General features: G+C 53.3%; 1 protein-coding gene. It reads left to right on the top strand.

Translation table 11 applies throughout. The features are described from left to right. Positions 1–951: elongation factor Tu (tuf, locus tag ACCW71_RS20525; protein ID WP_436374486.1), on the top strand; the 951-nt coding region annotated here is incomplete at its 5' end. Between the last annotated feature and the right edge of the window lie 2 nt (positions 952–953).

Below are 953 nucleotides of genomic sequence, written 5' to 3'. Positions count from 1 at the left end.
CACGTAGACTGCCCAGGCCACGCCGACTATGTTAAAAACATGATCACCGGTGCTGCGCAGATGGACGGCGCGATCCTGGTTGTTGCTGCGACTGATGGCCCAATGCCACAGACCCGTGAGCACATCCTGCTGGGTCGTCAGGTTGGCGTTCCTTACATCATCGTGTTCCTGAACAAGTGTGACATGGTTGATGATGAAGAGCTGCTGGAACTGGTAGAGATGGAAGTTCGTGACCTGCTGTCAGCTTATGACTTCCCAGGCGACGACACCCCAATCGTTCGTGGTTCTGCTCTGAAAGCGCTGGAAGGCGAAGCTGAGTGGGAAGCGAAAATCATCGAACTGGCTGAGCACCTGGATAACTACATCCCAGAGCCACAGCGTGCGATCGACATGCCGTTCCTGCTGCCAATCGAAGACGTATTCTCAATCTCTGGCCGTGGTACCGTTGTTACCGGTCGTGTTGAGCGCGGCATCGTTAAAGTCGGCGACGAAGTTGAAATCGTAGGTATCAAAGATACTGCGAAATCAACCTGTACCGGTGTTGAGATGTTCCGTAAGCTGCTGGACCAGGGTCAGGCAGGCGAAAACTGTGGTGTTCTGCTGCGCGGTATCAAGCGTGAAGACATCCAGCGTGGTCAGGTTCTGGCTAAGCCAGGCTCAATCAAGCCACACACCAAGTTCGAGTCAGAAGTTTACGTTCTGTCTAAAGACGAAGGTGGCCGCCATACTCCGTTCTTCAAAGGTTATCGTCCACAGTTCTACTTCCGTACAACTGACGTAACCGGCTCAGTAGAGCTGCCAGAAGGCGTTGAGATGGTCATGCCAGGCGACAACATCAAAATGGTTGTTACCCTGATCCACCCAATCGCAATGGACGAAGGTCTGCGCTTCGCAATCCGCGAAGGTGGCCGTACCGTTGGCGCGGGTGTTGTTGCTAAAGTTATCGCTTAATT

Source organism: Pantoea sp. C2G6 (genome assembly GCF_051336815.1).
GTDB lineage: Bacteria > Pseudomonadota > Gammaproteobacteria > Enterobacterales > Enterobacteriaceae > Pantoea.
Note: the sequence above shows the minus strand (reverse complement) of the source record. Positions and strands in the feature narration are given on the sequence as shown.